The 24,905-nt window shown below is 60.9% G+C and carries 19 protein-coding genes; 16 read left to right on the top strand and 3 right to left on the bottom strand.

Features of this window, described 5'->3' with window-relative positions; genetic code table 11:
• The first annotated feature begins 323 nt into the window (after positions 1 to 323).
• The 4 genes from iolD to iolE are packed head-to-tail and all read left to right on the top strand — an operon-like array spanning position 324 to position 5,200.
• The gene (gene iolD / locus EDY99_RS20150) at positions 324 to 2,264 is read left to right on the top strand and encodes a 3D-(3,5/4)-trihydroxycyclohexane-1,2-dione acylhydrolase (decyclizing) (RefSeq protein ID WP_033645318.1); all 1,941 of its coding nucleotides are present in this window, start codon (positions 324 to 326) and stop codon (positions 2,262 to 2,264) included.
• 41 nt (positions 2,265 to 2,305) lie between these two features.
• The gene (locus tag EDY99_RS20145) at positions 2,306 to 3,328 is read left to right on the top strand and encodes a Gfo/Idh/MocA family protein (protein WP_033645317.1); all 1,023 of its coding nucleotides are present in this window, start codon (positions 2,306 to 2,308) and stop codon (positions 3,326 to 3,328) included.
• Between the two features lie 31 nt (positions 3,329 to 3,359).
• The gene (locus EDY99_RS20140) at positions 3,360 to 4,244 is read left to right on the top strand and encodes a sugar phosphate isomerase/epimerase family protein (protein ID WP_033645316.1); all 885 of its coding nucleotides are present in this window, start codon (positions 3,360 to 3,362) and stop codon (positions 4,242 to 4,244) included.
• 59 nt (positions 4,245 to 4,303) lie between these two features.
• Complete coding sequence (gene iolE / locus EDY99_RS20135; RefSeq protein ID WP_123062023.1) at positions 4,304 to 5,200, top strand: myo-inosose-2 dehydratase; 897 nt, start codon at positions 4,304 to 4,306, stop codon at positions 5,198 to 5,200.
• Between the two features lie 58 nt (positions 5,201 to 5,258).
• On the opposite strand, the gene EDY99_RS20130 is transcribed toward iolE, so the two are convergent.
• Together EDY99_RS20130 and EDY99_RS20125 are read right to left on the bottom strand one after the other, a co-directional pair.
• Positions 5,259 to 6,440, bottom strand: a complete 1,182-nt coding sequence (locus EDY99_RS20130; protein WP_123062022.1) for a P1 family peptidase — start codon at positions 6,438 to 6,440, stop codon at positions 5,259 to 5,261.
• Positions 6,433 to 6,948: a GNAT family N-acetyltransferase gene (locus EDY99_RS20125; protein ID WP_033651759.1), complete on the bottom strand. Its 516-nt coding sequence runs from the start codon at positions 6,946 to 6,948 to the stop codon at positions 6,433 to 6,435. Before EDY99_RS20125 ends, EDY99_RS20130 begins: the two co-directional genes overlap by 8 nt.
• Positions 6,949 to 7,337: 389 nt before the next feature.
• Here EDY99_RS20125 and EDY99_RS20120 point away from each other — a divergent pair, with 389 nt between their 5' ends.
• The 4 genes from EDY99_RS20120 to gntK all read left to right on the top strand — a co-directional run bounded on the left by EDY99_RS20120 (position 7,338) and on the right by gntK (position 11,607).
• The gene (locus tag EDY99_RS20120; protein WP_123062021.1) at positions 7,338 to 8,033 is read left to right on the top strand and encodes a pirin family protein; all 696 of its coding nucleotides are present in this window, start codon (positions 7,338 to 7,340) and stop codon (positions 8,031 to 8,033) included.
• A gap of 294 nt (positions 8,034 to 8,327) precedes the next feature.
• On the top strand, positions 8,328 to 9,323 hold the full coding sequence (gene gntR / locus EDY99_RS20115; RefSeq protein WP_004930833.1) for a gluconate operon transcriptional repressor GntR: 996 nt from the start codon (positions 8,328 to 8,330) through the stop codon (positions 9,321 to 9,323).
• 340 nt (positions 9,324 to 9,663) lie between these two features.
• The gene (gene gntT, locus EDY99_RS20110; RefSeq protein WP_004930830.1) at positions 9,664 to 10,980 is read left to right on the top strand and encodes a gluconate transporter; all 1,317 of its coding nucleotides are present in this window, start codon (positions 9,664 to 9,666) and stop codon (positions 10,978 to 10,980) included.
• 99 nt (positions 10,981 to 11,079) lie between these two features.
• The gene (gene gntK, locus EDY99_RS20105; protein ID WP_033631893.1) at positions 11,080 to 11,607 is read left to right on the top strand and encodes a gluconokinase; all 528 of its coding nucleotides are present in this window, start codon (positions 11,080 to 11,082) and stop codon (positions 11,605 to 11,607) included.
• A gap of 30 nt (positions 11,608 to 11,637) precedes the next feature.
• On the opposite strand, the gene EDY99_RS20100 is transcribed toward gntK, so the two are convergent.
• Entirely contained in the window at positions 11,638 to 12,231 is a 594-nt protein-coding gene (locus EDY99_RS20100) for a YhgN family NAAT transporter (RefSeq protein WP_025159894.1), read from the bottom strand.
• A gap of 192 nt (positions 12,232 to 12,423) precedes the next feature.
• Between EDY99_RS20100 and asd the strand changes: the two genes are divergently transcribed.
• From asd to glgP, 8 genes are all read left to right on the top strand, one after another.
• Positions 12,424 to 13,527, top strand: coding sequence for an aspartate-semialdehyde dehydrogenase (gene asd, locus EDY99_RS20095; RefSeq protein WP_016930397.1), 1,104 nt, complete (start codon positions 12,424 to 12,426; stop codon positions 13,525 to 13,527).
• 381 nt (positions 13,528 to 13,908) lie between these two features.
• Complete coding sequence (locus EDY99_RS20090; protein WP_232096335.1) at positions 13,909 to 14,514, top strand: RNase A-like domain-containing protein; 606 nt, start codon at positions 13,909 to 13,911, stop codon at positions 14,512 to 14,514.
• Between the two features lie 8 nt (positions 14,515 to 14,522).
• Entirely contained in the window at positions 14,523 to 14,813 is a 291-nt protein-coding gene (locus tag EDY99_RS20085) for a contact-dependent growth inhibition system immunity protein (protein WP_033645311.1), read from the top strand.
• A gap of 475 nt (positions 14,814 to 15,288) precedes the next feature.
• Positions 15,289 to 17,475, top strand: coding sequence for a 1,4-alpha-glucan branching enzyme (gene glgB / locus EDY99_RS20080; RefSeq protein ID WP_033645310.1), 2,187 nt, complete (start codon positions 15,289 to 15,291; stop codon positions 17,473 to 17,475).
• Positions 17,472 to 19,454, top strand: a complete 1,983-nt coding sequence (glgX, locus tag EDY99_RS20075; protein WP_123062020.1) for a glycogen debranching protein GlgX — start codon at positions 17,472 to 17,474, stop codon at positions 19,452 to 19,454. Before glgB ends, glgX begins: the two co-directional genes overlap by 4 nt.
• Positions 19,455 to 19,469: 15 nt before the next feature.
• Complete coding sequence (gene glgC, locus EDY99_RS20070; RefSeq protein ID WP_004930810.1) at positions 19,470 to 20,747, top strand: glucose-1-phosphate adenylyltransferase; 1,278 nt, start codon at positions 19,470 to 19,472, stop codon at positions 20,745 to 20,747.
• Positions 20,748 to 20,882: 135 nt separating this feature from the next.
• Positions 20,883 to 22,313 (top strand): glycogen synthase GlgA, encoded by a 1,431-nt coding sequence (gene glgA, locus EDY99_RS20065; protein WP_033645308.1) that lies wholly within the window; start codon positions 20,883 to 20,885, stop codon positions 22,311 to 22,313.
• Between the two features lie 140 nt (positions 22,314 to 22,453).
• The gene (gene glgP, locus EDY99_RS20060) at positions 22,454 to 24,901 is read left to right on the top strand and encodes a glycogen phosphorylase (protein ID WP_123062019.1); all 2,448 of its coding nucleotides are present in this window, start codon (positions 22,454 to 22,456) and stop codon (positions 24,899 to 24,901) included.
• The last annotated feature ends 4 nt before the right edge of the window (positions 24,902 to 24,905 follow it).

Here is a 24,905-nt window from a genome sequence, read left to right as displayed (position 1 = left end):
CAGGATGAAAGACGGTCGCCCTGCGTGCTGATGGCATTCCCCGGCTGGTGCGCGGCGCTAAGCCGGTAAAGGCCAAACCACGAGATGAAACGGGCTTTTCATCTAATATGCGATCTTTATCGCAAAATGAAATGTTTCTTCTGTAATGTGATTTTATGAAAAATATATTTGTTTATAATCGCTTCACGTTTCAGGTTGTCGACTTCGTGAGCAGCGGGCATCGCCTGCTCAAGATAATAGCTGCCGCCGCGTAACACAAACACGGGATTGTCGGCTCGGCGCGAGCCCTTTCCGGGGCGGCCCTCAATCTAAAGGGTGAGTAAATGGGCAAGATCAGGCTAACCATGGCGCAGGCGCTCGTCAGATTTCTCGATAACCAGTATCTGCTGGCCGACGGGGTGGAAACCAAATTCGTCGCGGGCATTTTCGCGATTTTCGGCCACGGCAACGTACTGGGGTTGGGGCAAGCGCTGGAACAGGATAGTGGCGATCTGCGGGTGCACCAGGGCCGCAACGAACAGGGGATGGCCCACGCGGCGATCGGCTTCGCCAAGCAGAAATTGCGCCGGCAGATTTACGCCTGCACCTCCTCGGTCGGCCCCGGCGCCGCCAATATGATCACCGCCGCGGCTACCGCCACCGCCAACCGCATCCCTTTATTGCTGCTGCCAGGCGACGTTTACGCTTCCCGCCAGCCGGATCCGGTGCTGCAGCAAATCGAACAGTCTTACGATCTCAGCATCAGCACCAACGACGCGTTCCGCGCGGTGAGCAAGTACTGGGACCGCATCGTGCGGCCGGAACAGCTGATGAGCGCCTGCATCAACGCGATGCGCGTGCTGACCGATCCGGCGGAAACCGGCGCGGTGACGCTGTGTCTGCCGCAGGACGTGCAGGGGGAAGCCTACGACTACCCCGACTATTTCTTCCAAAAACGCGTGCACCGGCTCGATCGCCGCCCGGCGACCGACGGCATGTTGGCGGACGCCTTGGCGCTGCTGACGGCCAAACGCAAACCGCTGCTGGTGTGCGGCGGCGGCGTGAAATACTCGCAGGCCGGGCGGGCGCTGCGCGAATTTGCCGAGCGCTTCGGCATTCCGTTTGCCGAAACCCAGGCCGGCAAAGGCACGGTGCCGAGCGACCATGCATTCAACCTCGGTGGCATCGGGGAAACCGGCTGCCTGGCGGCCAACACGTTGGCCCGGCAGGCCGATCTGGTGATCGGCGTCGGTACCCGTTACACCGATTTCACCACCTCGTCCAAATGGCTGTTCCAACACCCGGACGTTAACTTCCTCAATATCAACGTCAGCGCCTTTGACGCCGGCAAGCTCGACGGCGTGCAGGTGCTGGCGGACGCCCGCGAGGCCCTGAACGCATTGGGCGCGCTGCTGGCGCAGGCTGACTACCGCGCCGGCTGGGGCGACGCCATCGCCGCGGCGCGCGCAGCCCAGCGTGAAGAGACCGAGCGGGTTTACGCGGTGGAATACGGCGGCGCGGGTTTTGTACCGGAGATCGACGATCACCTCGATCGCGAGCGGGTGTTCGCCGAATTTATCGCGCAGACCGACTCGGCGATGACGCAAAGCCGGGTGCTGGGGGTGCTGAACCGTGAGCTGCCGCCGGACAGCGTGATTGTCGCCGCCGCCGGTAGCCTGCCGGGCGACCTGCAGCGGGTGTGGCACAACCATGGCGAGCACGGTTACCACGTGGAATACGGTTACTCCTGCATGGGGTACGAGGTGAACGCTGCGCTGGGGGTCAAGCTGGCCGAGCCGCAGCGCGAGGTGTACGCGATGGTGGGTGACGGCGCCTTCATGATGCTCCATTCCGAGCTGGTCACCTCGATTCAGGAAGGCTGCAAGATCAACGTGGTGCTGTTCGACAACATGACCAACGGCTGCATCAACAACCTGCAGATGGAGCACGGCATGGACAGCTACACCACCGAATTCCGCTTCCGTAATCCAGAGGGCGGCAAGCTCGACGGCAAACTGGTGCCGGTCGATTTCGCCATGCTGGCGGCGGCTTACGGGTGCAAAACCTATCGCGTCACCACCGAGCAGCAGCTGCTCGACGCGCTGGCCGACGCCCGCAGGCAAACCGTGTCCACGCTGCTCGACATCAAAGTGCTGCCGAAGACCATGGTGCACAAGTACCTCAGCTGGTGGCGCGTGGGCGGCGCTCAGGTGGCCGACAGCGAAAAAATCGTCGCAGTGGCGCGCAAACTGCAGGAAAACATCGATAAGGCGCGCGATTACTGATTCGTTTTCGAACACAACACACTTTCCAGAGGGTAGCGAAAATGACTTTGAACATTGGGGTTATCGGCACCGGCGCCATCGGCCGCGATCATATCCGTCGCTGCAGTCAAGTTTTGCAGGGCGCCCGCGTCGTGGCGGTGAACGACATCAATCGCGACAACGCCGCCAAGGCGGTGAACGATCTGCAGCTGGATGCGCGGGTGTATGACAGCGGCCACGATCTGATCAAGGCCGCCGACGTGCAGGCGGTGCTGGTCACCTCCTGGGGGCCGAGTCACGAAGAATTCGTGCTGGCGGCCATCGCCGCCGGCAAACCGGTGTTCTGCGAGAAACCGCTGGCGGTGACCGCGCAGGGCTGCAAAAACATCGTCGATGCCGAAGCGAAGTACGGCAAGCGGCTGGTGCAGGTCGGCTTTATGCGCCCCTATGACCAGGGCTATCGCGCGCTGAAACAGGTGCTGACCAGCGGCCAGATCGGCGAACCGCTGATGTTGCACTGCGCGCACCGCAACCCGACGGTCGGCGAGGCTTACACCACCGATATGGCGATCACCGACACCCTGATCCACGAAATCGACGTGCTGCGCTGGCTGCTCGACGACGACTATGTGTCGGTGCAGGTGGTGTTCCCGCGCAAGAGCCCGAAGGCGTTCCCGCATCTGAAAGATCCGCAGATTGTGCTGTTCGAAACCGCCAAAGGCACCCGCATCGACGTCGAGATTTTCGTCAACTGCCAGTACGGCTACGACATTCAGTGTGAAGTGGTGGGGGAAACCGGCATCGCTAAACTGCCGGAGCCGTCCTCGGTGCAGCTGCGCAGCGGCGCCCGCCTGTCGACCGAAATTCTGACCGACTGGAAGGATCGCTTTATCGACGCCTATGACGTCGAGCTGCAGGGGTTCATCAACGACGTGGCCGCGGGCCAACTGACCGGGCCTTCCGCCTGGGACGGCTACGCCGCCGCCGTGACCGCCGACGCCTGCGTGGCGGCCCAGCTCAGCGGCGAGATCGTACCGGTGACCCTGCCGGCGCGCCCGGCGTTTTACAACAAGCCATCGGCTTGAACCCCGTACCCACGATTGCAGAGGAGTGACCATGAAGATCGCTTTTGATGTCGACGTTATCCGGGATTTGGGCGTGACCAAAATGGTTCAGCAGGTGGCGGACTGGGGCTATAAGTACATCGAGCAGTCGCCGCACCCGCAGATCAACCCGTTTTACAAGCATCCGAAGGCCAGCCGCGAAATCATGGCGGAGTATAAAAACGCCCTGAAAGCGACCGGCGTGGAGATCTCCTCATTTATCGTGGTGTATCGCTGGTCCGGGCCGGGGGAAGATCGCCGCCAGGCGGCGGTCAAAAACTGGCGACGGATGATCGAAATCGCGGTGGAGATGGGCGTGCAGGTGATCAACACCGAGTTGGCCGGTAACCCCAACGAGCCGGAGATCTGCGAGGAGCTGTGGTATCGCTCGATGGAGGAGCTGCTGCCGATCGTCGAGCGTGAGGGCATCCGTATGGAGATCCAGTCGCATCCGTGGGACTTCTGTGAGCTGAGCAACGAAACCGCCGATCTGGTGAAATCGCTGCGCAGCGACCACGTCAAATACCTCTACAGCGTGCCGCACACCTTCTACTACGACAAGGGGCAGGGCGACGTGGCCGGCATGCTGAAGTACGCCGGGGACGATCTTTCCCACGTGCTGATCGCCGACACCATGAACCACACCAAGCACTGCCGCTATATCGTCAACCCGCCGGGCGTTGACGCCGCGGTGCACCAGCATGTCGGCATCGGCGAAGGCGAGGTGAATTTCGATGCCCTGTTCCAGACGCTGCGCGACATGGAATTCGCCAACCGCAGCTTCAAGGTCGGCGGCGAATCGATCATCTGCACCTCGCTGTTCGGCTATCCGGAAAAGATGCCGAGCCAGGCGGTGGCGACCAGAGAGCGCATCGAAAGAGAGCTGTTGGGCAACTAATCTTATTCGGCTCGCCGGCGGCGTTTGCACCGGCGGCCCTCCAAGGACCGAGGCAGACCATGAATAAAGACAACGTGAAATTGGCCATTGCGCCGATCGGCTGGACCAACGACGATATGCCCGATCTGGGCAAGGAAAACACCTTTCAGCAGTGCGTCAGCGAAATGGCGCTGGCCGGCTTCACCGGCAGCGAAGTGGGCAGCAAATACCCGCGCGATCCGGCGGTGCTGAAACCGATGCTGGATATTCGCGGCATCCAGATCTGCAACGCCTGGTTCAGCACCTTTTTCGCCGACGGCCAAAAAGACAAGACCATCGATGAATTTATCAACCACATGAATTTCCTGCATGCCATGGGCGCCAGGGTGATCGGCTGCTCCGAGCAGAGCAAGAGTATTCAGGGCACCACCAAAGGCGTGTTCGAAGAGAAGCCGTATTTCAGCGATGAAGAGTGGCAGCGGGTGGCCGACGGTTACAACGAGCTGGCGAAGATCGCCGCCGACAAAGGCATGCAGGTGTGTTTGCACCACCACATGGGCACTGGCATTCAGACCACGGCCGAAATCGATCGCTACATGAGCATGGTCAACGACGACGTCTACCTGCTGTTCGATACCGGGCACGCCTACTATTCGGAAGGCAGCCAGCAGGCGATGATGGCGATCCTGGAGAAGTATCTGCCGCGCATCAACCACGTCCATCTGAAGGACGTGCGCGATGAGGTGGTGGCGGAAGTGAAAGCCAACAAGCTGAGCTTCCTCGACGGCGTGAAGAAGGGCACCTTCACCGTGCCGGGTGATGGCGTGATCGACTTCAGACCGGTGTTCAAGCTACTGGACGAGCGCGGTTACAAAGGGTGGATGGTGGTGGAGGCCGAGCAGGATCCGGCGCTGGCCAACCCGTTCGAGTATGCGGTAAAAGCGCGCCGTTATATTCAGGAAACCGCCGGCATTTAAGCGGCTAGGGTTAATTATGATTAAGGGGCGCCAGCGCCCCTTTTTTGATGGCGACGCGTTAGCCGCCGAGCGTTTGCCAGGTTGTGACCTGGCTGCCTGGCCACGGTGTGGCGGCATACACGCCACGGGCGATCGCCCGAGCGAGGGTATCCGCCGCCAGCGCACCGATTTGCAGTACCGCCAGTTCGCGGCTGCCCTGTACCTCGCGCTGCCCGGTGGACAGGGCGAACACCACGTCGCCGTCAAACGGGCTGTGCAGCGGGCGAATAGCGCGCGCCATGCCGTCTTGCGCCATGATGGCCACCCGTTTCAACTCCACGCGCGTCAGCGCCAGATCGGTGGCGATGCAGGCCAGGGTGGTGTTCTTTCTGCCGCCCTGCGGCTCTTGCACCATCCAGTCTTCGCCCTGAGCGCGTAGTTGCGCCAGCGCCGCCGCGCCGCCGTTGCCGAATTCACCGTCAATTTCATAGGGCGTCGCCCAGAAAGCGCGGGTGCCGGGCGCTACCACCGCACCCAGGCTGTTGACCGCCACCAGCGCGCCGACGGTAGCGCCGTTGGCGGCGGCGATAGACGCCGAACCGAGGCCGCCTTTCAGCTTGCCCATGCCGGTCATGGCGCCGTAGCCGGCGCCGACGGTGCCCAGCGGAAAGTCCAATCCAGCCTTGCCGACCGCGTCGATGCCCAACTGGCGATACGGCGGCGTGAGCTGCCAGTTTTTGTCACCGCCGTTGGCCAGATCGTACAGGCAGGCGGTGGGCACGATCGGGGAGACCGGCACGCCGGGCGCTGGGCGCAGCGCGTAGCCTCGGCCCTGTTGCCCCAGCCAGGCCGCGACGCCGTCCGCCGCCGCCAGGCCGTAAACTGAACCGCCGCTGAACGTCAGCGCATCGATGGTTTGCACCAGATTGTCTTCGCCCAAGGCGTCGGTTTCCCGGGTGGCGGGGCCGCCGCCGCGCACGTCCACGGCGGCCATCGCCGGGCTGTCCGGCAGGATCACCGTCGCGCCGGTGCGCACCCGGCTGTCTTGCGCCACGCCGACCTTCAGGCCCGGCACATCGGTAATCAGGTTGCGGGCGCCAGGGCGCCCGGTGGCGGAAGTTGGCATAGCGGCACCTAATGGGGTGAGGGGAGAGAACATGCCGGCGGCGGCCGTCAAGCCGGCCAGCGCTTGTAAAAAGGTTCGGCGGTTGATGTTAAGGGGCCGGCGCAGCGGCCCCTGCGGGGGGATGAGATCACGCATCTGCGCGTGGCTGCCCGGAGCGCAGACGCGCCATATGGTAGGCATCGACCAGCACGCCGTCGCGCATGGCATAGGCGCGGCTGGTGCCCTCTATCTCAAAGCCGAATTTGCGGTACAGCGCGATGGCCGCCGGGTTATCGGTGAACACCGTCAGTTCGATGCGCTCGATGGCCGCCCAGTTGTCGCACAGGTCGAGCATCGCCTGCATCAGGCGGCTGCCGACGCCTTTACCGTGGTAGCGCGGATCGACGCCGATGCCGAAGGTGGCGACGTGGCGGCGGCGAACGCGCTGATTCAGCATCACAACCAACTGGCCGGCAAGCTGCCCGTCGATGATGGCGGCCAGGTTATGCGTGCCCGGTTCGGGATTGGCGAGGCGCTTCTGCCAGGACTCGACGGACGGTAGCGGGAGCTGCAGCGTATCGCGGTAGACGGGCGTCTGAGAATAAAGATGATGCAGGGCCTGCGCATCCGTTGTTTCCACGTGGCGTATCACGATCTCGCTCATCTCGCTGCTCCTGTCGCTTACCGGTTGAATAACCTCTGAATTTATCCGTTTACTGCCTTGAGTCAATATTATTTAAACGGGTCAAAAAAAACGCTTTACAGGTGCGAATGATAATGATTATTATTGCGATGCGTTCCGGGGAGGGCATCAACCCTTGATACTCTCGCTGCGAAGGCACGACATTGCTCACATTGCTTCCAGTGTTTACTTAGCCAGCTCGGGTGCTGGCTTTTTTTTTGCCATTTTTCAGCCGTTCCCGCCTTCAACAAATCCGCTGCCCATCCGCCGTTTCATTTCATCGAAATTTTTGAACAGAGGCATGAGTTTTTTACGCTTTCTTATTCTGCTGGCAGGACTAGACTGTAAAAAAACATTGAGGAGAGTTGAATATGATTTATGTACGTAAAGCGGAAGACCGCGGCCACGCCAATCATGGCTGGCTGGATAGCTGGCACACCTTCTCATTTGCCGATTACTACGATCCGAACTTTATGGGGTTCTCGGCGCTGCGGGTGATCAACGAAGATGTGATCGACGCAGGGCAGGGGTTCGGTACTCACCCGCATAAAGACATGGAAATCCTGACCTACGTGCTGAGCGGCACGGTGGAACACCAGGACAGCATGGGCAACAAAGAGCAGATCCAGGCCGGTGAATTCCAGATCATGAGTGCGGGCACCGGCGTGCGTCACTCCGAGTACAACGCCAATCAGGATCGTCCGTTGCACCTGTACCAGATTTGGATCATCCCGGATCAGGTCGGGCTTGAGCCGCGCTACGAGCAGCGCATGTTCGACGCGCCGCAGGGCCGTCAGCTGGTGCTGTCGCCGGATGCGCGTGACGGCTCGCTGAAGGTGTTCCAGGATATGACGCTGTCGCGTTGGGCGCTGAATAAAGGCGAGCAGGGAGAATGCCCGGTCGCCGCCGGCCGTCGCGTTTGGATCCAGGTGGTGCGCGGTAAGGTCTCGGTTAACGGCCAGACCGCCGGCATCAGCGACGCGTTCGCGGTGTGGGATGAATCGGCGCTGACGATCCAGGCCGACGAAGAGAGCGAAATCCTGCTGTTCGATCTGCCGCCGGTGTGATTAAGCGGTAAATATCAAGGGCTCACGGTGTGAGCCCTTGAAGTGAGTGATTCGCCTGCCGACGTTGCCTGACTTAACGCCGGCAAAACATATAAAAACAAGGAAAATCAATTTATTGATTTTCGGCTGCTCGTCACAAAGGAGGAGAAACCACGCTTTTTCCCCCTTTGTCTGCGTATGAAGGGCTCACGGTGTGAGCCCTTTTTGCGTTGGCCGTCGCATAACCGACAATATCGGCGCGCCGTTTTTTTTGCTAAAATGACTGCCCATTCACGGTTAGTCAGTTCATTGATAATGAAGAAAAAACGGCCGGTACTCCAGGATGTGGCGGACAAGGTGGGCGTGACCAAGATGACGGTGAGCCGTTATCTGCGCAATCCCGACCAGGTTTCCGCCGCCCTGCAGCAAAAAATCGCCGTCGCGCTGGATGAGCTGGGCTACATCCCCAACCGCGCGCCGGACATTCTCTCCAACGCCACCAGCCGGGCGATTGGCGTGCTGTTGCCGTCGCTGACCAACCAGGTGTTCGCCGAAGTGCTGCGCGGCATCGAAAGCGTGACCGACGCGCACAACTACCAGACCATGCTGGCGCACTACGGCTATCTGCCGGAGCGCGAAGAAGAGCGTCTGACCTCGCTGCTGTCTTACAATATCGACGGTTTGATCCTGTCCGAGCGCCACCACACGCCGCGCACCCTGAAGATGATCGAGGTGGCGGGCATTCCGGTGGTAGAGCTGATGGACTGCGTCTCGCCGTGCATCGATCTGGCGGTGGGCTTCAACAACTTCGAGGCGGCGCGCCAGATGACGCAGCAAATCATCGCGCACGGCCACCGTCACGTGGTCTACTTCGGCGCCCGTCAGGATGAACGTACTATCATCAAACAACAGGGGTATGAGCAGGCGATGCGTGAATCCGGCCTGGAGCCGTACAGCATCATGACCGCGCGGTCTTCCTCCTATTCCGCCGGCGGCGAGCTGCTGCGCCAGGCGCAGCGCGATTATCCGCAGATCGACAGTATCTTCTGCACCAACGATGACCTGGCGATCGGCGCGGCCTTCGAGTGCCAGCGACAGGGGCTGTCGATCCCGCAGGACATGGCGATCGCCGGTTTCCACGGCCATGACATCGGTCAGGTGATGGTGCCGAAGCTGGCCAGCGTGCTGACGCCGCGCGAACGCATGGGGCAGATCGGCGCCGAGCGCTTGCTGGCCCGGCTGCGTGGTGAAACGGTGTGCCCGCGCATGGTGGACGTCGGTTTCACCGTGATCCCAGGCGGCAGCATCTGAGCCATTTTAACGTTCTGTTTTAACACCCTTTCTTTTTGCAGCGCGTCCTGAGGCGCGCTGGTTATCCCGCCTGTAAGCCCGCCGCTCGTTGCCGACATAAGTTTGATCTCTGTCCCAGAACGCGAATTTTAGCCGCTTACCCGGTTCCGAGGCTTATGTTGTTACCGGTATCATGATACCGGTAACAACGAGTGGGCGGTCATCTTGCTGCAAGACTGAACCTCTGAATCAACAACACCTACAGCTCTTCTTAAACACCGGGAAAGAGCCTAAAAATAAAACAACCGCACGCTTTACGCCTATCGTAAAGAGAGTCGCGATAAAAGGTTGGAGAAAAACTATGCCATTAGTGATTGTTGCAGGCGGCGTAGCGCTGCTGCTGCTGCTGATGATCCGCTTCAAGCTGAACGGCTTTATCTCTCTGGTTCTGGTTGCTCTGGCGGTCGGGATTGCACAGGGGATGCCGGTCGATAAGGTCATCGGCTCCATCAAGGCCGGCGTGGGCGGCACGCTGGGCAGCCTGGCGCTGATCATGGGCTTCGGCGCCATGCTCGGCAAGCTGCTGGCGGACTGCGGCGGCGCACAGCGCATCGCCACCACGCTGATCGACAAGTTCGGCAGAAAACACATTCAATGGGCGGTGGTGCTGACCGGTTTCACCGTCGGCTTCGCGCTGTTCTACGAAGTGGGCTTCGTGCTGTTGCTGCCGCTGGTGTTCACCATCGCCGCCTCCGCGCGCATTCCGCTGCTGTACGTCGGCGTGCCGATGGCCGCTGCGCTGTCGGTGACTCACGGCTTCCTGCCGCCGCACCCGGGCCCGACCGCTATCGCCACCATCTTCCATGCCGACATGGGTAAAACCCTGTTGTACGGCACGCTGCTGGCGATCCCGACGGTGATCCTGGCCGGCCCGGTCTATGCCCGCTTCCTGAAAGGCATCGACAAGCCGGTGCCGGAAGGCCTGTACAACCCGAAAACCTTTACCGACGCGGAGATGCCGAGCTTTGGCGTCAGCGTCGCCACGTCGCTGGTGCCGGTGATCCTGATGGCGCTGCGCGCGGTCGCTGAAATGGTGCTGCCGAAGGGCCACAGCCTGCTGCGCTTCGCCGAGTTCTTCGGCGACCCGGTGATGGCGACCCTGATCGCCGTGCTGATCGCTATCTTCACCTTCGGCCTGAACCGCGGCCGCACCATGGATGAAGTGATGGGCACCATCACCGATTCGATTAAAATCATCGCCATGATGCTGTTGATCATCGGCGGCGGCGGCGCCTTCAAGCAGGTGCTGGTGGACAGCGGCGTCGAGAAGTACATCGCCGGTCTGATGGAAGGCAGCAACGTTTCGCCGATCCTGATGGCCTGGTCGATCGCCGCCGCGCTGCGTCTGGCGCTGGGGTCCGCCACCGTGGCGGCAATCACCGCCGGCGGCATCGTGGCGCCGCTGATCGCCACCACCGGCGTCAGCCCTGAGCTGATGGTGATTGCGGTCGGTTCCGGCAGCGTTATCTTCTCGCACGTTAACGATCCGGGCTTCTGGCTGTTCAAGGAGTATTTCAACCTGAGCATCATGGAAACCATCAAATCCTGGTCGGTGCTGGAAACCATCATCTCGGTGTGCGGCCTGGTGGGCTGCCTGCTGCTGGCGACGGTTGTATAATCGTTATCCGACGCCCTGCGGGGCGTCGGCGTTCCAGAATATCTTTATCAGTTGGGACGCATTTGGCGCTCGCGCCAGTTCCCATAAGGGCATGACACAATGAGTAATCCGCAGAATCACGTATTTATCCTGATGGGCGTATCCGGCAGCGGCAAATCCGCCGTGGCCAGCGCCGTCGCCCACGAGGCCGAGGCTGCCATGCTGGACGGCGATTACCTGCATCCGCGCGCCAACATCAACAAAATGGCTGCCGGGCACGCGCTGGACGACAACGATCGCGCCCCGTGGCTGGCGGCCTTGAATGACGCCATCTTCGCCATGCAACGCACCAATCCCGTGTCGCTGCTGGTCTGCTCGGCGCTGAAAAAAAGCTATCGCGACCGCCTGCGCGAAGGGAATAGCAACCTGCATTTCCTCTACCTGAAAGGCGACAAAGCGGTGATCGAGGAGCGCCTGAAGCAGCGCAAAGGTCATTTCTTCAAACCGCAGATGCTGGTTTCGCAGTTCGCCACGTTGGAAGAGCCGGGCGAGCAGGAGCCGGATGTGCAAGCGATCGACATCAACCAGCCGCTGGACGGCGTGGTCGCCGATACGCTCGCCTATATTCGCCGCGTTACCGCCCGCTGAGCGCGGGCCGTTGTCGGCGCCGCCAGGCGCCTACAGCTTCATGTAAGCCCGCACGCCGTCCAGGAACATCTGGGTCGACAGCATCACCAGAATCAGCCCCATCAACCGCTCCAGCGCGCTGACGCCTTTGCTGCCCAGCAGGCGCAGGAACAGGTTCGACATCAGCAAAATGGCCGCAGAGAGGCCCCAGGCGATCAACAGCGCCGCCACCAGATGGGGCAGCTGATGTGGATACTGGTGCGACAGCAGCATCAATGCAGCCAGAATCGACGGCCCGGCCACCAGCGGGATCGCCAGCGGCACCAGGAACGGCTCCTCGCCGGCGGACAGCCCGGAGCTGTTTCCTTCCTGCGAGGGGAAAATCATCTTGATGGCGATCAGAAACAGGATGATGCCGCCGGAAATGGAGACGGTTTCGGTGCGCAGGTTGAGGAACGCCAGAATTTTCTCGCCGGCGAACAGGAAGATCAGCATCAGCAGCAGGGCGATCAGCAGCTCGCGAATCAACACCACGCGGCGGCGGCGCGGTTCCAGGTGTTTGAGCACCGACATGAAAATCGGCAGGTTGCCCAGCGGATCCATAATTAAAAACAGCAATACCGTAGCGGAAATCATCTCTGTCATGGTGACCTCGTGATCGGGAAAACGCCTCGGCCTTTTCGGCCGCGTCCTTGCCTATAAGAAGGATTGCTGAGAAATCCCCAGCCATCGAATAAATTCACTTTGCGCCCGCGCCGACATTTTGTAAGGTGAGGAGATATTGCACACAACTCGTTATCACCTAATAAGCCCTTATCCGGGCGGGACACAGATATTATGAAAAACGTTGGTTTCATCGGTTGGCGCGGAATGGTCGGCTCGGTTCTCATGCAACGCATGACGGAAGAGCGCGATTTCGACGCCATTCGCCCGGTCTTTTTCTCCACCTCGCAGCACGGTTCTGCCGCGCCGGCCTTCGGCGGCCAGCAGGGCACGCTGCAGGATGCCTATGACATCGACGCCCTGAGCGCGCTCGATATCATTATTACCTGTCAGGGCGGCGATTATACCAACGAAGTTTACCCTAAGCTGCGCGCCAGCGGTTGGCAGGGTTACTGGATCGACGCGGCCTCGTCGCTGCGCATGCAGGATGACGCCATCATCATTCTGGATCCGGTCAACCACGCGGTGATCCAGCAGGGCCTGGACAAAGGCATCAAAACCTTCGTCGGCGGCAACTGCACCGTCAGCCTAATGCTGATGTCCCTCGGCGGCCTGTTCGCCAACGATCTGGTGGAGTGGGCGTCGGTCGCCACCTACCAGGCGGCCTCCGGCGGCGGCGCTCGCCACATGCGCGAACTGCTGACCCAAATGGGCATGCTGCACGCCGATGTGGCGAAAGAGCTGCAGGATCCAGCCTCCGCCATTCTGGATATCGAACGCAAGGTGACCGAGGCGACCCGCAGCGGCAAACTGCCGACCGACAACTTCGGCGTGCCGCTGGCCGGCAGCCTGATCCCGTGGATCGACAAGCAGCTCGACAACGGCCAGAGCCGCGAAGAGTGGAAAGGCCAGGCGGAGACCAACAAGATCCTCAACACCGGCAGCGTGATCCCGGTCGATGGCCTGTGCGTGCGCGTGGGCGCGCTGCGCTGCCACAGCCAGGCGTTCACCCTGAAGCTGAAAAAAGACGTGTCGCTGCCGGAAATCGAGCAGATGCTGGCGACGCACAACGACTGGGTGCGCGTGATCCCGAACGACCGCGAGCTGACCATGCGCGAACTGACGCCTGCGGCGGTGACCGGCACGCTGAATACGCCGGTCGGCCGTCTGCGCAAGCTGAATATGGGGCCGGAGTACCTGTCGGCGTTCACCGTGGGCGACCAACTGCTGTGGGGCGCGGCCGAGCCGCTGCGCCGCATGCTGCGCATCCTGCTGTAAACCCGCTCGCCAGTTCATCTGTTGTATTTCAAAGCCCGCTTATTGCGGGCTTTTTCATATGAGCGGAGTCATGTCGGTATGGTCTGAATGTGGTTACAAGTTAATCTTCCCTGTGATATTTATAAGCGCATTGGCAACATAGCGCAGGTATAGGGATATGATTTCCAACGAAGGATTGCAGGTCGCGCTTTCACCCGTGCAGCTAGCGGCCGTGATGTCGGATAGCACGGTCACAGAAGGGGAAACCTGGGGTAATCGGCTCATGGGGGGCTGGGTTTAGCGGGGGGAGTCGTCGAACTTCTTGGGGCTGGGGTGATGTGCTATGCGCCTGACCCAACATTGTTAACCAAAGTGGGATGCGTGGTCGTTGGCACTCATAGCATGGATAGCATAAAAACCGCATCAAATCAGATCATTACCGGCCGATCATTGACTACAGACACTTATAAGTCGGCGGTTTTGCTGGCTCAGAGTCTGGGGGCCGACGAAGATATGGCTTACAACGTCGGTTTAACGGTAGATATTGCCGTTCCTTTGGTGTTTGCAACCGCTTTAGGCGCTGTACGCGTGGCTTCCGTTCGGGTGGGGCAATTAAAATTGCTTGAACACGAGTCTATAGCCGGTGCAAAAGGAGGTGGGCACACTATTGCTAAGCATGTTGCTAAAAGTTCAGAAGAGCTGCTGGAGCGCTTGGCAAAGAGTCCTGGTTTACAGTCAGCCTCGACATTTACAGATTTACGTACTGCTGAAGACGCGATTAGTCGGGCGTTGAAAGTGAATAACGCGCTTATTAAGCGCTGGGCGCAACAGCCTACTTCGGCCAACGTGCTTGAACTCACGCATAAGGTGGGTAAAGCGGTTGGTTTTGGCTACAGGCAAGGAAGCACAATTCAATTAACGTCCAACAGCGTGCGGGTTGTCTTGCTAAAGAAAATTTACAACGGTAAGCCGTATTACATTTTAACCGCTTACCCCATTATCAGATAAGGGACCCTATGGGCTTTTCAGTCGCTAATCTCGGTACACTTGTGCGTGTTTTTTTTGGGCAAGATTATGATTTATTTGGAGAGTCTGTAGAAGAGATCCTGGCCTCTTATCGGGAGACGGAAAATACCGCGACAGTGAGAAAAACCGTCGATGAAGCACGAGCGTTGCTGGCGCAATATCCTGAGGAACAACAGCTTGAACTTGCTGTTGCTGAACTTGCTGATGGGGAGTTTGCACCAGCGCCATGGGGATACACGGCGCGATCGTTTCTTGAGAAGGTGATCTCTGCTTTGGAATAGGCGATACCTGCTGCTTCTGTACTTTGTTGTAAACCCGCACTTCCTGGGGGCTGAGCGCTTTCAGCCCCCTAACGCCTTATTTTCCGCTTTTTTGTTCGCTGCGCGCCGCGTCGGGCAGCGTTATCGCAAGTCTCGTTTCATTGGGCTGTACCCCGCATCTCTTCTCGTCGGCCGCCGCATGCAGATGCCGTCAGGCTGGCAGTTTTCTTAATGAAGAATTTTCCTCACCAATGCCGAGCAGTTTTTAACAGACATTGGCTATGCTTAACGCAGGGGTGAACACTTTTTCACCATGACTGAAATATTTCAAAAAATAAGCATAAAGAGCGAAATTCAGGTCGGCAGAGTAAAGATTGGTCAATAACCGACCGCAATCACGCTTTAGAGTCCGAATGCATTGCATGATGACCAAAACGGCCAAGGAATAACCAACAAGCCGTGCTTAGATCATGCTGTTAATCTAAGGAAGAAGACTATGCCTGTACTTCCCGATCGTGACGTGATTGATCAGATCATCTCCGGCCATTACGCCGATCCCTTTGCTCTGCTTGGCATGCATGCGACCGATAACGGTCTGCAAGTGCGCGCGCTGCTGCCGGACGCCGGCGCAGTCTGGCTGGTGGAACAGCAAACCGGCCGGCGACTGGTGCAGCTGAACTGCGACGATCCGCGCGGTTTCTTCAGCGCCGTGGTGCCGCGGCGAAAAAATCCTTTCCGCTATCAGCTGCAGGTCAGCTGGCGCGATCATCAACAGATCGTCGACGATCCCTACCGGTTCGGCCCGCTGCTGCAGGATATCGACAGCTGGTTATTGGCCGAAGGCACGCACCTGCGCCCCTATGAACGGCTGGGCGCTCACCTCGTCACGCTGGATGGCGTCGACGGCGTCAGCTTTGCGGTCTGGGCGCCCAACGCGCAGCGCGTCTCGGTGGTGGGGGAATTCAACTTCTGGGACGGCCGCCGCCACCCGATGCGTCTGCGGCGTGAGAACGGCATCTGGGAGCTGTTCTTGCCCGGCGTGCGGGCCGGGCAACTGTACAAATATGAAATCGTCGATTGCTATGGCAATACCCAACTGAAAGCCGATCCTTACGCCTTTGAGGCGCAGATGCGCCCGGATACCGCCTCGCTGGTGGCGCCGCTACCGGAGGTGGTGCCGTCGACGCCGGCGCGCCGCCGCGCCAACGATTTTGACCAGCCGATCGCCATTTACGAGGTGCATCTCGGATCATGGCGGCGCCACACCGATAACCACTTTTGGCTCAGCTACGGTGAACTGGCGGTGCAGCTGATCGACTATGTGAAGGACATGGGATTCACCCATATCGAGTTGCTGCCGGTCAACGAGCACCCGTTCGACGGCAGCTGGGGCTACCAGCCGCTGGGGCTGTATGCGCCGACCCGGCGCTTCGGCACGCCGGCCGACTTCAGGGCGTTTGTGGCGGCGGCGCATGAGGCGGGCATCAACGTGATCCTCGACTGGGTGCCGGGGCACTTCCCCAGCGACGCCTACGGCCTGGCGAATTTCGATGGCACTGCGCTGTACGAATACGCCGATCCGCGCGAGGGCTACCATCAGGACTGGAATACGCTGATTTACAACTACGGTCGCCACGAGGTGCGCAACTACCTGGCGGGCAACGCGCTGTATTGGCTGGAGCGCTTCGGCATCGACGCGCTGCGGGTGGATGCGGTGGCGTCGATGATCTATCGCGACTACAGCCGCGCCGACGGCGAGTGGGTGCCGAATTACTACGGCGGCAACGAGAATCTGGAGGCCATCGCCTTCCTGCGTTATACCAACCAGACTATCGGCCAGGCGCAGCCGGGCGCGGTGACGCTGGCGGAGGAGTCCACCGACTATCCCGGCGTCACCCTGCCGCCGGACGCCAACGGCCTTGGGTTCCACTACAAATGGAACCTCGGCTGGATGCACGACACGCTCAATTACATGAAGTGCGATCCGGTGCACCGCAAGTATCACCACAACCAGATGACCTTCGGCATGCTGTACGCCTATACCGAGAACTTCGTGTTGCCTATCTCGCACGATGAAGTGGTGCACGGCAAAAAATCGGTCCTCGACCGTATGCCGGGCGACGCCTGGCAGAAATTCGCCAACCTGCGCGCCTATTACGGCTTTATGTGGGCGCATCCGGGCAAGAAGCTGCTGTTTATGGGCTGCGAATTCGCACAGGGGCGCGAGTGGAATTTCGATACCAGCCTCGACTGGCATTTATTGGAAGGGTTGGATAACTGGCATAACGGCGTGCAGCGGCTGGTGCGCGATCTGAACCACTGCTACCGGCAGCAGGCGCCGCTGTACGAGCGCGACTACCGGCCTGACGGCTTCGAGTGGCTGGTGGTCGACGATCACGACAACTCGGTGTTCGCCTTCGCGCGCTACGATTCGCAGGGCAATGAGCTGATCGCCATCAGCAACTTTACCCCGGTGCCGCGCTACCGCTACCGCATCGGCCTCTCGCGCGCCGGTGACTACCGCGAGATCCTCAATACCGATTCGCACCACTATCACGGCAGCAACGCCGGCAATCAGGGGCGGGTCTCTTCCGAAGCGGTCGGCAGCCACGGCCGCGACTTCTCCATCTGCGTAACGCTGCCGCCGCTGGCGACCATTTATCTGCTGCGGGAGGCGCCATGACGGAGCTGACGGCCGGCCTCGCCGCGCCGCTGGGCGCGCATTACGACGGCGAAGGCATCAACTTTACCCTGTACTCGGCGCACGCCGAGCGGGTGGAGCTGTGCCTGTTCGACGGCCAGCAGCGCGAAGTGCGCCTGCCGCTGCCGGCGCGCAGCGGCGATATCTGGCATGGCTACTTACCGGGCGGCAGGCCGGGGCAACGTTACGGTTACCGGGTCTACGGCCCGTTTGACCCGGCGAACGGACAGCGTTTTAACCCCAACAAACTGGCGCTCGATCCGGCCGCGCGCGCGGTGGAAGGGCCGGTGGCGGATCACCCGCACCTGCACGGCGGTTACGAGCAGCCGGACCCGCACGACAGCGCGGAGCTGATGCCGAAGTGCGTGGTGGTGGACGAACGGTACGACTGGCAGGACGATCGCCCGCCTGCCACGCCCTGGGGACAGACGGTGATTTACGAAGCGCACGTGCGCGGCCTGACGCTGCTGCACCCGCAGATCCCGCCGGCGCTGCGCGGCAGCTTCGCCGCATTGGGGCACCCGGCGATGATCGCCCACTTCAAACGCCTCGGCATCACCGCGCTGGAACTGCTGCCGGTGCAGCAACATACCTCCGAACCGCGCCTGCAGCGGTTGGGGCTGATCAACTATTGGGGCTATAACGTGCTGGCGCCCTATGCGCCGGACAACCGCTACGCCAGCCTGAGCACCGATGCCACGCCGCTGAACGAATTCCGCGATGCGGTCAAGGCGCTGCACAAAGCCGGCATCGAGGTGATCCTCGACGTGGTGTTCAACCACAGCGCCGAGCTGGATATGGACGGGCCGATGCTGTCGCTGAGCGGCATCGATAACCTGAGCTACTACTGGCTGACGCCCGAAGGGGACTATGTCAACGACACCGGCTGCGGCAACACGCTGCGGTTGGATCAGCCGCAGGGCGTGGCCTGGGTGATGGATTGCCTGCGTTTTTGGGTGCGGGAGTGCCACGTCGACGGCTTCCGTTTCGATCTGGGCAGCGTGCTCGGCCGCACGCCGGGGTTCGATCGCGATGCGCCGCTGTTCCAGGCGATGCTGGCGGACGATGTGCTGTCGCGCTGCAAGCTGATCGCCGAACCCTGGGACATTGGCCCCGGCGGCTATCAGGTAGGGGCGTTTCCCGGCCGCTTCGCCGAATGGAACGATCATTACCGCGATGACATGCGTCGTTTCTGGCTGCAGAGCGGCGTATCGCTCGGCCAGTTCGCCCGGCGTTTTGCCGCTTCCAGCGATCTGTATAACCAGCGCGGGCGAGCGCCTTACGCCACCGTCAACATGCTGACCGCCCATGACGGTTTTACCCTGCAGGACGTGGTCAGCTTCAACGAGAAACACAATCAGCCCAACGGCGAGGGCAACCGCGACGGCAGCGATCGCAATTTCAGCAACAACCACGGCGTCGAAGGCCTGGTCGCCGACGACGCCATTGTGCAACGCCGCAGGGCCAGCCAGCGGGCGATGCTCGCCACGCTGTTGCTGTCCCAGGGAACGCCGATGCTGCTGGCCGGCGATGAACAGGGACACAGCCAGCAGGGGAACAACAATGCCTATTGTCAGGACAACGCCACCACCTGGCTCGATTGGGCCACGGCGGACGACGCGCTGACCGATTACGTCGCGGCGCTGATCGCGCTGCGCCGCCAGATCCCCGCGCTGCAGCAGGACCGCTGGTGGCAGCAGGACGACGGCAGCGTGCAGTGGCTGAACGCGCAAGGGCAGGCGCTCGACGCGCAGCAGTGGGAGCAGGGCGAGCTGCGCATGCAGATCCTGCTGTCGCAGCGCTGGCTGCTGCTGATCAACGCCACGCCGCAAACGACGGAGATGAGGTTGCCGGAAGGCGATTGGCAGGTTGTCGCCCCGTTCACTCAGGAAGACTCACGGGCGGTATTGCCCGCCTGGCACCAGGCCGCGCGCTCGCTTTGCGTACTGGTACGGAAATAATAAAAGGAGTCCGCTATGGTTAGGTTTGAAAATAAAGACCCCCTGATGTTGGCGCGCCAGCTGCCGATTAAATCCGTAGCGCTGATCCTGGCCGGCGGCCGCGGTTCACGTCTGAAAGATTTGACCTCCACCCGCGCCAAGCCCGCCGTCCACTTTGGCGGCAAATTCCGCATCATCGACTTCGCCTTGTCGAACTGCCTGAACTCCGGCATCCGCCGCATCGGCGTGATCACCCAATACCAGTCGCACACGCTGGTGCAGCACATTCAGCGCGGCTGGTCGTTCCTCAACGAGGAGATGAATGAGTTCGTCGATCTGCTGCCGGCCCAGCAGCGCCTCAGCACCGAGCATTGGTACAAGGGTACCGCCGACGCGGTGTACCAGAACCTGGATATCATCCGCCGCTACGAGGCCGAATACGTGGTGATCCTGGCGGGCGATCACATCTACAAGATGGATTATTCGCGCATGCTGATCGACCACGTCGAGAAGGGCGCTCAGTGCACCGTGGCTTGCCTGCCGGTGCCGCGCAGCGAAGCCGGCGAATTCGGCGTGATGAAGGTGGATGAAAGCGACCGCATCATCGAGTTTCTGGAAAAGCCCGCCGATCCGCCGGCGATGCCGGGCAACCCGGATATGTCGCTGGCCAGCATGGGCATCTATATTTTTAATGCCGCCTACCTGTTCCAACTGCTGGAAGAGGATATGTCGACCCCCGGCTCCAGCCACGATTTCGGCAAGGATCTGATCCCGAAAATCACCGCGCAGCAGGCGGCGTGGGCGCATCCGTTTACCTTGTCCTGCGTGACGTCCAACCCCGACTTGCCGCCTTACTGGCGCGACGTGGGCACGCTGGACGCTTACTGGCGCGCCAATCTCGATCTGGCGTCGGTGACGCCGGAGCTGGACATGTACGACCGCGCCTGGCCGATCCGCACCCACATGGAACCGCTGCCGCCGGCCAAGTTCGTGCAGGATCGCTCCGGTAGCCATGGCATGACCATGAATTCGCTGGTGTCCGGCGGTTGCATCGTCTCGGGCTCGGTGGTGGTGCATTCGGTGCTGTTCCCGCGCGTGCGAGTGAACTCGTTTTGCACCATCGACTCTACCGTATTGTTGCCGGACGTGAACGTCGGCCGTTCCTGCCGCCTGCGGCGCTGCATCATCGACCGCGCCTGCCATATTCCGGAGGGCATGGTGATCGGGGAAAACGCCGATGAGGACAGCAAGCGTTTCTATCGCTCGGAAGGCGGCATCGTGCTGGTGACGCGCGAAATGTTGTCAAAATTGTGAGTTAACGTGGGGGGCAGAACGATAGCCTGCCGCCCGATGAACGGTTCGATGGCTTGCGCAACGCGGCACACATAACAGCGGCAAGCCTGCTTTATTTCTTATCCAGAGGCCTTCGGCCGACTTTCAGGAGTGATAATGCAGGTCTTACACGTATGTTCTGAAATGTTCCCCCTGCTGAAAACGGGCGGACTCGCAGACGTGGTTGGCGCGCTGCCGGCGGCGCAAATCGCCGAAGGCGCCGATGTTCGGGTACTATTGCCCGCTTTCCCTGACGTACGCAACGGCATACCCGACACCGTGCTGGTGGCGGAGATAGACTCGTTCGCCGGCCGTGTCGGCCTGCGTTACGGCACCTACCATGGCGTGGGCATTTACCTGATCGATGCGCCCTGGCTGTATGACCGGCCGGGCAGCCCATACCACGATCAGTCCATGTACGCCTACCCCGACAACCACCGGCGCTTTGCGCTGCTGGGCTGGATGGCCTGCGAATTAGCCAAGGGGCTGGATCGCTACTGGCGTCCGCAGTTGGTGCACGCCCACGACTGGCATGCCGGCCTGAGCTGCGCCTATCTGGCCGCCAACGGCCACCCGGCGCGTTCGGTGTTCACCGTGCACAACCTGGCCTATCAGGGCCTGTTCTCCGCCCATCACGTGACCGAGCTGTGGTTGCCGGCGTCGTTTTACGATGTTTATGGCCTGGAGTTCTACGGCCAGATGTCGTTCCTCAAGGCCGGGCTGTTTTATGCCGACCACGTGACCGCCGTCAGTCCGACCTATGCGCGCGAGATCACCCGGCCGGAGTTTGGCTACGGCATGGAGGGGCTGCTGCAGGAGCGGCAGCGGCAAGGCAGGTTGAGCGGCATCCTCAACGGCGTGGACGACAAGATTTGGGATCCGGCCCACGACCCGCGGCTGAGCGCCCGCTACGACGCCGACGATCTGAAAAGCAAGGTCAAAAACAAGCTGCATCTGCAAAAGGCCATGGGGCTGAAGGTGGACGAATCGCTGCCGGTGTTCGCGGTGGTGAGCCGATTGACCAGCCAGAAAGGCCTCGATCTGGTGCTGCAGGCGTTGCCCGAATTGCTGGCGCAGGGCGGGCAGTTGGCGCTGCTGGGCGCCGGCGACGCGGTGCTGCAGCAGGCGTTTCTGGCCGCCGCCGCCGACTACCCTGAGCAGGTCGGCGTGCAGATCGGTTATCACGAATCCTTCTCCCACCGCATCATCGGCGGCGCCGACGTCATTCTGGTGCCGAGCCGCTTCGAGCCCTGCGGCCTGACGCAGCTCTACGGCCTGAAATACGGCACGCTGCCGCTGGTGCGCCGCACCGGCGGACTGGCGGACACGGTCGTGGACTGCGCGCTGGAGAACCTGGCCGACGGCACCGCCAGCGGATTCGTGTTCGACGATTGCGACGCCGTCGCGCTGGGCAACGCCATCCGCCGCGCCATGGTGCTGTGGAGCCGGCCGAAACACTGGCGCCACGTTCAGCGCCACGCCATGAGCGTGGACTTCGGCTGGCCGGTGGCGGCGAAAGAGTATTTATCGCTTTATCAACGCTTGTAGCCCGCGATTCGCGTCGCGGGTTGACGCGCGGCGGGCAACCGTAAGGGTAGATTGTCGGGGCGCAGCGTACCGCGCCCATGTTCAGCGGGGCCAGCTATTCCGCGGCGGATGGCTGGGCTCCCCATTAGGGATTAAAAGCCATGACTTCACCGTTTAGTTACACCTCACCTACGGTCAGTGTGGAAGCGCTGAAACATTCCATTGCCTATAAGCTGATGTTTATCGTCGGCAAGGATCCGGCGATCGCCAACCGCCACGACTGGCTCAACGCCGTCCTGTTCGCGGTGCGCGATCGCATGGTGGAGCGCTGGCTGCGCTCCAACCGCGCCCAGCTGTCTCAAGACGTGCGGCAGGTGTATTACCTGTCGATGGAGTTTCTGATCGGCCGCACGTTGTCGAACGCGCTGCTGTCGATGGGCATTTATCAGGACATCGACAACGCGTTGAACGAGATGGGGCTGAACCTGGCGGAGCTGCTGGAGGAAGAGAACGACCCCGGGCTCGGCAACGGCGGTCTGGGCCGGCTGGCGGCCTGCTTCCTCGACTCGCTGGCGACGCTGGCGCTGCCGGGGCGCGGCTATGGCATTCGCTATGAGTACGGCATGTTCAAGCAGAACATCGTCAACGGCCAACAGATGGAATCGCCGGACTACTGGCTGGAGTACGGCAATCCGTGGGAGTTTCCGCGCCATAACACCCGCTACAAGGTGCGCTTCGGCGGCCGCGTGCAGCAGGAGGGGGCCAAGGCCCGCTGGCTGGAGACCGAAGAAATCGTGGCCATCGCCTACGATCAGGTGATCCCCGGTTTCGACACCGACGCCACCAACACGCTGCGGTTGTGGGGCGCGCAGGCCAGTAACGAGATCAACCTCGGCAAGTTCAATCAGGGCGATTACTTCGCGGCGGTGGAAGATAAAAACCATTCGGAGAACGTGTCGCGCGTGCTCTATCCGGACGATTCGACCTCCTCCGGACGTGAATTGCGCTTGCGACAAGAGTATTTCCTGGTGTCGGCCACGGTGCAGGATATTCTCAATCGCCATTGGCTGATGCACAAAACCTTCGACAACCTGGCGGACAAGATCGCCATTCACCTCAACGACACTCACCCGGTGTTGTCGATTCCGGAGCTGATGCACCGGCTGATCGACGAGCACAAGTTCAAGTGGCTCGACGCCTGGGAAGTGGTGGAGCAGGTATTCTCCTACACTAACCACACGCTGATGAGCGAGGCGCTGGAGACCTGGCCGGTGGACATGCTCGGCCGCATCCTGCCGCGCCATCTGCAGCTGATTTTCGAGATCAACGATCACTTCCTCAAAATGGTGCAGGAGGTGGCGCCGGGCGACAACGATCTGCTGGCGCGGGTCTCGATCATCGACGAAACCAACGGCCGTCGGGTGCGCATGGCGTGGCTGGCGGTGGTGGCCAGCCACAAGGTCAACGGCGTTTCCGCTCTGCATTCCGAACTGATGGTGCAGTCGCTGTTCGCCGACTTCGCCCGGCTGTTCCCGACTCGTTTCTGCAACAAAACCAACGGGGTGACGCCGCGTCGTTGGCTGGCGCTGGCCAACCCGCCGTTGGCGGCGGTGCTGGACGACTGCATCGGCCAAACCTGGCGCACCGATCTCAGCCAGCTGAGCGAGATCAAGGCCAACATCGATTACCCGAGCTTCCTGCAGGCGGTGCAGCGCGCCAAGCGGCAGAACAAGGAGCGGCTGGCGCTGTACATCGCCAAAACGCTCAACGTGGTGGTTAACCCGGATGCGCTGTTCGACGTGCAGATCAAACGCATCCACGAGTACAAACGGCAGTTGCTCAACGTGTTGCACGTCATCACGCTGTATAACCGTTTACTGGCCGACCCTGATATCGAGCGCGTGCCGCGGGTGGTGATCTTCGCCGGCAAGGCGGCCTCGGCCTACTATGCCGCCAAGCAGATCATCCGCCTGATCAACGACGTGGCCAAAGTGATCAACAACGATCCGCTCGTGCATACCCAGTTGAAGGTGGTGTTCATTCCGAACTACGGCGTCAGCCTGGCGCAGATCATCATCCCGGCGGCGGATCTGTCGGAACAGATCTCGCTGGCGGGCACCGAAGCCTCGGGCACCAGCAATATGAAGTTCGCGCTGAACGGCGCGCTGACCATCGGCACGTTGGACGGCGCCAACGTCGAGATGCGCGAGCACGTGGGGGAGGAGAACATCTTTATCTTCGGCAATACCGCCGAGCAGGTCGAGGAACTGCGCCGCAACGGTTACAACCCGCGACAGTACTACGAGCAAGACCCAGAGCTGCATCAGGCGCTGACGCAGATCGCCACCGGCATGTTCAGCCCTGAGGAGCCGAAGCGCTATGGCAATTTGTTCGACTCGCTGGTGAACCTCGGCGACCACTATCAGCTGTTGGCGGATTACCGCAGCTATGTGGACACGCAGGACAAGGTGGACGAGGTGTATCTCAATCAGGACGAGTGGACGCGGCGCGCGGTGCTGAATATCGCCAATATGGGTTACTTCTCATCCGATCGCACCATTCAGGAATATGCGGATGAAATTTGGCACATTAAGCCGGTGAAGCTGTAAAGCG

Source organism: Serratia sp. LS-1 (assembly GCF_003719595.1).
Lineage (GTDB): Bacteria > Pseudomonadota > Gammaproteobacteria > Enterobacterales > Enterobacteriaceae > Serratia > Serratia ureilytica.
This window is presented reverse-complemented; position numbering and strand designations above follow the sequence as displayed.

Coding starts and splice junctions, on each gene's coding strand:
- EDY99_RS20100 (WP_025159894.1), bottom strand. CDS start 12,231: ATGACAGAGATGATTTCCGCTACGGTATTGCTGTTTTTAATTATGGAT.
- glgX (WP_123062020.1), top strand. CDS start 17,472: ATGACGGAGCTGACGGCCGGCCTCGCCGCGCCGCTGGGCGCGCATTAC.
- gntR (WP_004930833.1), top strand. CDS start 8,328: ATGAAGAAAAAACGGCCGGTACTCCAGGATGTGGCGGACAAGGTGGGC.
- gntK (WP_033631893.1), top strand. CDS start 11,080: ATGAGTAATCCGCAGAATCACGTATTTATCCTGATGGGCGTATCCGGC.
- EDY99_RS20120 (WP_123062021.1), top strand. CDS start 7,338: ATGATTTATGTACGTAAAGCGGAAGACCGCGGCCACGCCAATCATGGC.
- asd (WP_016930397.1), top strand. CDS start 12,424: ATGAAAAACGTTGGTTTCATCGGTTGGCGCGGAATGGTCGGCTCGGTT.
- glgA (WP_033645308.1), top strand. CDS start 20,883: ATGCAGGTCTTACACGTATGTTCTGAAATGTTCCCCCTGCTGAAAACG.
- gntT (WP_004930830.1), top strand. CDS start 9,664: ATGCCATTAGTGATTGTTGCAGGCGGCGTAGCGCTGCTGCTGCTGCTG.
- iolE (WP_123062023.1), top strand. CDS start 4,304: ATGAATAAAGACAACGTGAAATTGGCCATTGCGCCGATCGGCTGGACC.
- glgB (WP_033645310.1), top strand. CDS start 15,289: ATGCCTGTACTTCCCGATCGTGACGTGATTGATCAGATCATCTCCGGC.
- EDY99_RS20140 (WP_033645316.1), top strand. CDS start 3,360: ATGAAGATCGCTTTTGATGTCGACGTTATCCGGGATTTGGGCGTGACC.
- glgC (WP_004930810.1), top strand. CDS start 19,470: ATGGTTAGGTTTGAAAATAAAGACCCCCTGATGTTGGCGCGCCAGCTG.
- glgP (WP_123062019.1), top strand. CDS start 22,454: ATGACTTCACCGTTTAGTTACACCTCACCTACGGTCAGTGTGGAAGCG.
- EDY99_RS20125 (WP_033651759.1), bottom strand. CDS start 6,948: ATGAGCGAGATCGTGATACGCCACGTGGAAACAACGGATGCGCAGGCC.
- EDY99_RS20085 (WP_033645311.1), top strand. CDS start 14,523: ATGGGCTTTTCAGTCGCTAATCTCGGTACACTTGTGCGTGTTTTTTTT.
- EDY99_RS20130 (WP_123062022.1), bottom strand. CDS start 6,440: ATGCGTGATCTCATCCCCCCGCAGGGGCCGCTGCGCCGGCCCCTTAAC.
- EDY99_RS20090 (WP_232096335.1), top strand. CDS start 13,909: ATGGATAGCATAAAAACCGCATCAAATCAGATCATTACCGGCCGATCA.
- EDY99_RS20145 (WP_033645317.1), top strand. CDS start 2,306: ATGACTTTGAACATTGGGGTTATCGGCACCGGCGCCATCGGCCGCGAT.
- iolD (WP_033645318.1), top strand. CDS start 324: ATGGGCAAGATCAGGCTAACCATGGCGCAGGCGCTCGTCAGATTTCTC.